This window comes from Bacteroidales bacterium, assembly GCA_018334875.1.
GTDB lineage: Bacteria > Bacteroidota > Bacteroidia > Bacteroidales > UBA12077 > JAGXLC01.
The window spans coordinates 1-8,325 of the sequence record JAGXLC010000178.1; the positions used below are offsets into that span (position 1 = coordinate 1).

Consider the following 8,325-nt stretch of genomic DNA (forward strand, 5'->3'; position numbering starts at 1 on the left):
AGAGTAAGAGCAAAAAACAGTCGAAAGCCAAACTAAAGAAAAGATTGACAGAAGAGGTGCTTGAATTTTTCAACAGGCATCCCACAAAATCATATAATTACAAACAGGTTTCCAGTCAGTTGAATATAAGAAACAAACATAAAAGAAGGCTGGTTATGGACACCCTTGCCGAGCTGGAGCGTAAGGATTATCTGGATGAGGTAAAAACGGGGAAATATAAGATCAAGTTAAAAACAAGCATTCTGGAAGGAAGGATTGAATTCACTTCCGAAGGGGTAGGTTATCTGATATCGGATGAAATAGATCATGAGGTTTATATTTTCGGGAAGAATTTGAACCATGCTTTACCCGGCGACAAGGTTCGCGTACGTCTGTTTGCACATCAGAAGAATAAGGCCCTGGAAGGTGAAGTGATACAGATTCTTGAAAGAGCCAAGGTACAGTTTGTAGGTACCGTCTCGCGTTCCAAAAATTTTGCCTTTCTTGTTACCGCGAGCCGGCGGGTACCCTATGACATTTTTATTCCTTTGAAGAAGTTGCAAGATGCAAGGAATGGGCAGAAAGCCATTGCCCGGATCACTGACTGGCCGGAGAAAGTCAACAATCCGTTTGGCGAAATAGTTGAAATATTAGGCGATCCGGGAGATAACGAGGTGGAAATGCATGCCATTCTAGCCGAGTTTGATCTTCCCTATGACTTCCCCGAGAGCGTGGAAAATGCTGCAAGTGAAATCCCGAATCATATACCTGAGGAAGAATATAATGCAAGAAGGGATTTTCGGGATGTCCGCACTTTCACTATCGATCCCGAAGATGCCAAAGATTTTGATGATGCCTTATCCGTGAGAAAGCTAAAGGACGGACTTTGGGAAATAGGTGTTCATATTGCCGATGTTACCCACTATGTGAAGCCGAATACCATTCTGGATCAGGAAGGCTTTGAACGGGGTACTTCGGTATATCTGGTCGATCGGGTGGTACCCATGTTGCCTGAGAAGTTATCCAATAATGTATGTTCGCTCCGTCCCAATGAGGATAAGCTTTGTTTTTCCGCGGTATTCAAAATGGATGATAAAGCCAACGTGCTCGATCAGTGGTTTGGTAAAACCCTCATCAACTCCGATCGGCGCTTCAACTATCAGGAAGCCCAGGAAGTTATTGATCGTCAGAGGGAAGAATTCAGGGATGAGATGCTCAAGCTGAATGAGCTTGCCCGGAAGTTAAGGGATGAGCGCTTTAAACATGGTTCCATTGCTTTTGAAAGGGTAGAGGTGAAATTTTTGCTTGATGAGATCGGATCGCCGACCGGCGTTTATTTTAAGGAACATGGGGAATCCAATGAGCTGATTGAGGAATTTATGCTTTTGGCCAACAGGAAAGTGGCCGAATACATAGGGAATGTTCCGGAGGGCAAAAAGCCCAATACTTTTGTTTACCGGGTTCATGCCAAACCGGATAAGGATAAATTGGAAACTTTCGCCGACTTCGTGGAAAAATTCGGTTATTCCATCAACATGAAGAACAATAAGACCATCACCCGTTCCATAAATGAAGTGCTGGAAAAGGTAGAGGGCAGGAAAGAGCAAAATGTGATCGAAACCCTGGCCATTCGAAGTATGGCCAAAGCAGAATATTCAACAAAAAATATCGGGCATTACGGCCTGGCTTTTGATTATTATACCCATTTTACTTCACCCATCCGAAGATACCCCGACATGATGGTACACCGTCTTCTGAGCCGTTATCTGGAGGATGGGAAATCGGCACCCCAAAAGAAATTTGAAGATATGTGTGAACATGCATCGGACATGGAAAAGCTGGCTGAAAATGCCGAAAGGGCTTCCATCAAGTACAAGCAGGTGGAATTTTTGAAGGATAGAATTGGAGAGGTTTTTGAAGGTATAATTTCCGGTGTGATGGAGTGGGGGATATTTGTTGAACTGAATGATTCCAAATGCGAGGGGCTGGTTCACATAAGGGATATTGATGACGATTTCTACATTCATGATGAAAGCAACTATCGTATCATAGGCCAGTCCACCGGGAAAAAATACCAGCTTGGCGATCCGGTAAGGGTAAAATTGATCCGTGCCGACCTGGAGAAGAAGCAAATCGATTTTCTGATGCTGGAGTAAACCCAGGAGAAGGCTCCGTCAGTCGATCCTGTAGTATAGCGAAAACAGCATGGCATTGTTGTATTGGCCAAGATCAGGCCACCGGGTTTGGCCGGCCGGGTGGGGCCTGACAGGTAACAGAGAATAGTTGAATCTGACGTTGGCATTGAAATGTTCACTTAGCTCGTAATTCAAACCGAGGAGTCCGGATAGTTCAAACTGATCGAAAGGAGGGTCGGCTTCAAGGAAACCACCTCCATCCGTGTCTTCCAATGAAGCAACCAGGTAAGCTCCTGCTATTCCTGCCTCACCGGTTAGTCTGCTCATGAGTGATGTTTGGACCAATACGGGTGCCTGAAGGTAATTCAGCCGGGCATGATAATACTTCTGACTCTTTACCTTGTTCTGGGATATTTTGCTGCCTTTTTGTATGAATTCAAGTTCCAGTTGTAAGATAAGGTTTGCTGAGACCGGAGTATTGACCCAGCCTCCTCCACGGATACCCGGCTTGTTGTATCCTCCCAGATTATCACCATCTATTTGTGTTGCTGTCAATCCCAACATGGGTCCTCCATGAAAGCGCTGCCCCCATGCCGGAAGCAAAATGCCTGTAAGCACTATTACAAGGATTGCTTTTTTCATAATCCGGGTTGACAGAAATATATATAAAAGGACAGTTTATTATACCGGTTATTCCTTATCATCAGCAGGTAAGGTGAAAAGCCCCCACTACATTTTTCCCCTCATGATAAAGTTTATTGAAGATCTGCACTGCTTTCCCCGTCTTTTTATGTTGCAATGATATATTGTTATTATGTAAATAATCTGTTATATCCGAAGCAATACTCATCATGCCGAATTGGCCTTTCCCTACAACCAGTATTTCTGGCTTATTGTTTTCCAATACTTCCCTGATATCTTCAAGCTGCAATTGATGGCCGTTTTTGCGCCACCATTCCGGTATAACTTCCTCTTTGGTTATTATGACATCCTTTTGATAAGTTACGCCATTAATAACCATTTTCCCAAAACCATATTCTTGAATCATAATAAATTACCTGTTTGATTAAAATGGAGCAAAATACGAAAAATCTATCAAATTGTCAAGCTAAGCAGGGATTTTCCGGAAAATCGCCCTTTTGGTTAGTCAGTTTGAATCATGATTGCCATTTATGCGCTTTCGACAACATTTATCAGATAAACAGAAATTCCCTTCAAAATGTTTGCCGGGACTATTTCTCCATGGTCACACTCACACACTTCATTTTTCCTCCCATCGGCGGATTCATCTTTGAAACTTTGACTGTGGCTTTTTCAATGGTGTTGAAATGATGATAAAGGGCATCCAGAATCCGACCTGCAATATGCTCCAGCAAATGGGATTTTTTCTCCATTTCCTGTTGAATGACTTCATAGGCGGTCTGATAGTTGACTGCATCATTTAAATCATCGCTCTGCGCGGGTTTTTTCATGGCCGTATGAAGGGTCAGGTTCACCAGGAAACGGTTCCCTACGATTTGCTCTTCTTTGAAATGACCGTGAAATGCGTAAAACTCCATATCTTCAAGCTGAATCATTCCCATAATTGAAAAATTGTTAAGATTTATGATGCTGTAAATGATTTATTCAATAAAATCGAATAATTTTGCATGGCTGGATACAAAATTAACATTCTTTTGCTATGGTCATTAAATAATATTTTGTAATCCGCAATCAGTTATTATATGAATGATAAATCCTTTGATCCATGGGAAACAATGAGAATAACGAGGAAGAAAAAAAGAAGTCACTGAATTTTATAGAACAGATTATTGAGGAGGATATCAAAAACAACGTAAACGGGGGCCGGATCCATACCCGTTTTCCTCCCGAACCGAACGGATTTTTACATATCGGACATGCAAAATCCATTTGCCTTAACTTTGGCATGGCATGGAAATATAACGGCAAAACCAATCTTCGTTTTGACGATACCAATCCCTTGAAAGAGGAACAGGTATATATTGATTCAATTAAGGAAGACATTCATTGGCTTGGATTTGACTGGGAGGACCGTGAGTATTATGCTTCGGATTACTTTGACCAACTTTATGAATTTGCGGAGAAACTGATCCGAAAAGGGAAGGCTTACGTGTGTGAATTAACCCCTGAAGAGATAAAAAATACCCGGGGCACTCCGACGGTACCGGGTAAAGAAAGTCCTTACCGTGACCGCCCTGTTGAGGAAAGTCTGGATCTTTTCCGCAGGATGAAGGCAGGGGAATTTCCTGAAGGGCGTTATCAGCTCAGGGCTAAAATCGATATGGCCTCGCCCAATATGCATCTCCGCGATCCTGTTCTGTATAGGATCCGTCACGTAGCACATCCCAGAACCGGGGACAAGTGGTGTATTTACCCTATGTATGATATGGCACATGGACAGAGCGATTATATAGAGGGCATCACCCATAGCTTGTGCACCATGGAATTTGAGGTGCATCGTCCTTTATATGATTGGCTTCTGGACCATATTGCCGAAGGGGAGTACCGACCTAAACAGATCGAATTTGCAAGGCTCAACCTGGGTTATACAGTTATGAGTAAGAGAAAATTGCTTCAACTGGTTGAGGATGGTACGGTAGATGCCTGGGATGACCCCAGGATGCCTACTATATCCGGGTTAAGAAGAAGAGGTTATACCCCTGCCTCCATACGCCATTTTTCTGAGAAGGTTGGCATTGCCAAACGTGATAACATCATTGATATGGCGTTTTTGGAAAGCAGTGTGCGGGAGGATCTTAACAAGAGAGCACAGCGTGTTATGGGCGTGCTGGATCCAATAAAAGTGGTCATCACCAATTATCCTGAAGATCAGGAAGAGGAGCTGGATGCGGTAAACAATCCTGAAGATGAAAGTATGGGCACCAGAAAAGTGCCTTTCTCCCGCGAGATTTACATTGAACGCAATGACTTCATGGAAGACCCACCGAAAAAGTTTTTTAGGCTGGCACCCGGCCGTGAGGTCAGGTTACGATACGCTTATTTTATTACCTGTGAAGGGGTGGTCAAAGATGAATTTGGAGATATAACAGAAATACGATGCAGTTATGATCCGGCTTCCCGTGGAGGCCAGTCCCCTGACGGCCGTAAAGTGAAAGGAACATTGCACTGGGTTTCGGCCAGGCATGCCGTACCGGTTGAAGTGCGGCAGTACGACCGCCTTTTCATGAATGAAGATCCCGATCAGGTAGATGAAGAAGGTAAGGATTTCCGGTCAAACCTTAACCCTGATTCACTGCATGTTTTGGGAAACTGTATGCTGGAACCTTTTATAAAAGATGCCAAACCGGAAGACAAATTTCAATTTGAACGCAAAGGATACTTCTGTGTGGACAGATACTGCGATCCCAACAAAAAGCTTGTTTTCAACCGGACAGTCACATTAAAGGATACGTGGGCAAAGATCGCAAAGCAGCAGAAACAGCAACCAAAGAAACAGAAAAATAAACAGAAGAATAAATAAAATCTTATCTTGGAGGGACGTACGGCCTACTTCCCTACAATTACGGGGAAATAATGCGAGCCAGTGTTACCATTTATCCACCCAGGTCCATATTATCATTGGTCCCGGTATTTAAATCGCCGGTAATAAAGCCTGGAGGAAATGGATTCATTTTCAGCTCTTCATCAGAAATTCATGAACATTTTCCAACGTAACCACTTGGGACAATTGAGGATGGTATGCATTGACAAAACTTTTCGGAATTTTAACTTTTGATTTCGGGTTATATTTGAATTCGAATGCATATATCCTTTCATTTTTTTCTTCAACCAAATCAATTTCCCCACCATCGTATGTTCTCCAAAAGAATACATTTACTAACGGATTATGGATTGAATTGTATTTTATTCTTTCGCTCATGCAAAAATTTTCCCATAAAGCACCTTTGTCCTGTCTGTTTGTAAGAGGTGAAAAGTTGCTTATCGCGGCATTTCTTATACCATTGTCGTAAAAATAGTACTTCCTGCTTTTTTTTATTTCATTCCGCAGGTTTTTGTTAAATGATGATAGTCCGAATACCACAAATGATTTTTCAAGAAGGTCAATATATTTTTCAACAGTTTTCATTGAAGTACCAATCATATTGGCAATTTCATTGTATGACACTTGCGAACCGATTTGCCAGGAAAGGGCTTTGACCAGCTTTCTTAAAATACTATGATTTCTGATCTGTTCCAGTTCAAATATGTCCTTATACAAATAATCGGAGGCTAAGTTGCTAAGCATTAATTCCTTTTCTGTGATTGGTTTGTCTATTATACCAGGATAAGATCCGTATATCAGGAGTTCTTCCATATTTTCCATGCACCACAACCATGATTTGTTTTCAGCAATTTCATTATATGATAACTGAAATATCCTGAATTTGATGTTCCTTCCGGTTAAGGGTTCAGAAATCTTACCGGCAAGATCAAAACTACTTGAACCTGTTGCAATGATCTTATGATTAAATTCCGGAGAATCATATATTAGTTTCAGGATTTTGCCTATATTTTGTATTGTTTGGGCCTCATCAAGGGCAATTACTTTCTTGTTCCGGAATAATAGACGATATTGGCTGAGATCCATATTTTCCAATATATCTTTTATATCGGGCCTTTCGCAATTGAGGATCAATGCATCTTGATCACCCGAGAACATTTTGTTTAACAGGGTAGTTTTACCCGTTTGGCGAGCACCATAGATGATGATGATTTCCTTACTGTTTAAATATTTCTTGATTAGAAGTTCTATATCTCTGGAATACATGATAATATTTTATTTGTTGAAAAGTTAAGCCAAAATTTTTAAATATGATTCAAAAATTAAGCCAAAATTTTTAAATATGATTTATTTATTCTGAACTAATCCGAATTATTCAATATAATTCATTGTTGAAAAAGATTTAACAAGGTTTTATGCATTCAATTTATACTTTTGCATCATTCATATTTTACATGATAAATCACTATGGAACCCGCATTTTAATTATTTTCTTGTGGCAAAACTCGGTGGATGCGGGTTTCTGACGCTATTGAAAAACCTGGCTTTTTGCTTCAATACATTTCGCAAAAAGCTAGTTTTTCTAGTGCGGGGTTGCCTGCTCCGCACGCTGTCGCTGAAGCTTTAGCCTAGGCGCCCGAAGCTTCGCGCAGGCGAGCTTGGATCCTTCCCTCAAACCATCGCACATTCATAAACTTTCCCGCTAAGCGGGATTTATGAATGGTCTAGGCTAAGTTGCCGGATAACAAATTTTTTTGTATTTTGTACAAAATTTTTTCATGGATCAAAAGCCTATTCAAATCAATGTACTTCCAATGGTCTATTATGAGAACCAGACTAATGGAAAATCAGTAAATTTTTAGATTTATCAATTCATTGTTGAAGGATGCGGTTTTTATAATTCATAACCAATGGATTGCATCCTGATAGTTTTTTTTAAATTTAACAAGCGGAATCATGAGTTACGAGAAAGATGAGAATAATGAAAAGAAGGATAATAACCAACGCAAAAAACGGGAGATTGAAAAGAAGTATGGAGCGAAATTTTCTAACCATAGCAATCTTCCACCTGATATTGAAGCGGAATGGTTAAAACACATTGAAAAGTTCGAGGAACAATTCAATCAGGGTAAAAGAACTACCCTTTGGGAATTTTTAGGAAAACCTGGTTTTATACCATTTAATGAAATTAAAGCCTCTGAATTGACTGCTGAGTTAAAGCGATTGACAAATATTATGAATAAAAAGAACATTATACTGGATACCATTTGTGAGGTAGAGGATGAAGAACTCTACCGGTTCATTACCGAAGAGCTGTTTAATCAGGAGATGGATGATATCCAAATAGAAGGAATGGTATCCCATTTCATCTATGAAGAATTTCATCCAAATCCCGGGTTAGATATCGAGGAGGCTTATGAATATCTTTTAACTTCTATGATGAATAAGTCGGAAGATGTTATGAATGGAGGTTATGATTTTCTATATCTTGATGATGAAAACTATGTTGATTCAAAAGGGAGGAAAAAAGAGGGTGAACTTGTCAAAAAGAAGATCACGGATTTCCTGGATTCTTTTGATTATTTCAATTTATTGATGGAAGAGATAAAAGATATCCGTATAAATGAGGAAAAGACTTCTGCTGAATTGGATTTTTATATTCATTTCGATGCTTATTATGGGGGTACT

At 40.4% G+C, this 8,325-nt stretch carries 7 protein-coding genes; 3 read left to right on the forward strand and 4 right to left on the reverse strand.

Annotated features, from left to right (window positions below):
- Positions 1-44 precede the first annotated feature (44 nt).
- Complete coding sequence (gene rnr / locus KGY70_13370) at positions 45-2,135, forward strand: ribonuclease R (protein MBS3776178.1); 2,091 nt, start codon at positions 45-47, stop codon at positions 2,133-2,135.
- 18 nt (positions 2,136-2,153) lie between these two features.
- Here rnr and KGY70_13375 read toward each other — a convergent pair whose 3' ends face one another.
- The 3 genes from KGY70_13375 to folB all read right to left on the reverse strand — a co-directional run bounded on the left by KGY70_13375 (position 2,154) and on the right by folB (position 3,700).
- The gene (locus tag KGY70_13375; GenBank protein ID MBS3776179.1) at positions 2,154-2,756 is read right to left on the reverse strand and encodes a PorT family protein; all 603 of its coding nucleotides are present in this window, start codon (positions 2,754-2,756) and stop codon (positions 2,154-2,156) included.
- Positions 2,757-2,817: 61 nt separating this feature from the next.
- A complete protein-coding gene (locus tag KGY70_13380) occupies positions 2,818-3,162 on the reverse strand; it encodes a hypothetical protein (GenBank protein ID MBS3776180.1) in 345 nt (114 codons plus the stop codon).
- A 184-nt stretch (positions 3,163-3,346) separates the two neighbouring features.
- The gene (gene folB / locus KGY70_13385) at positions 3,347-3,700 is read right to left on the reverse strand and encodes a dihydroneopterin aldolase (GenBank protein ID MBS3776181.1); all 354 of its coding nucleotides are present in this window, start codon (positions 3,698-3,700) and stop codon (positions 3,347-3,349) included.
- 161 nt (positions 3,701-3,861) lie between these two features.
- Between folB and KGY70_13390 the strand changes: the two genes are divergently transcribed.
- Complete coding sequence (locus tag KGY70_13390; GenBank protein MBS3776182.1) at positions 3,862-5,616, forward strand: glutamine--tRNA ligase/YqeY domain fusion protein; 1,755 nt, start codon at positions 3,862-3,864, stop codon at positions 5,614-5,616.
- A 153-nt stretch (positions 5,617-5,769) separates the two neighbouring features.
- Here KGY70_13390 and KGY70_13395 read toward each other — a convergent pair whose 3' ends face one another.
- The gene (locus KGY70_13395; GenBank protein ID MBS3776183.1) at positions 5,770-6,903 is read right to left on the reverse strand and encodes an ATP-binding protein; all 1,134 of its coding nucleotides are present in this window, start codon (positions 6,901-6,903) and stop codon (positions 5,770-5,772) included.
- A gap of 690 nt (positions 6,904-7,593) precedes the next feature.
- Between KGY70_13395 and KGY70_13400 the strand changes: the two genes are divergently transcribed.
- On the forward strand, positions 7,594-8,325 hold a 732-nt coding region (locus tag KGY70_13400), incomplete at its 3' end, for a hypothetical protein (GenBank protein ID MBS3776184.1).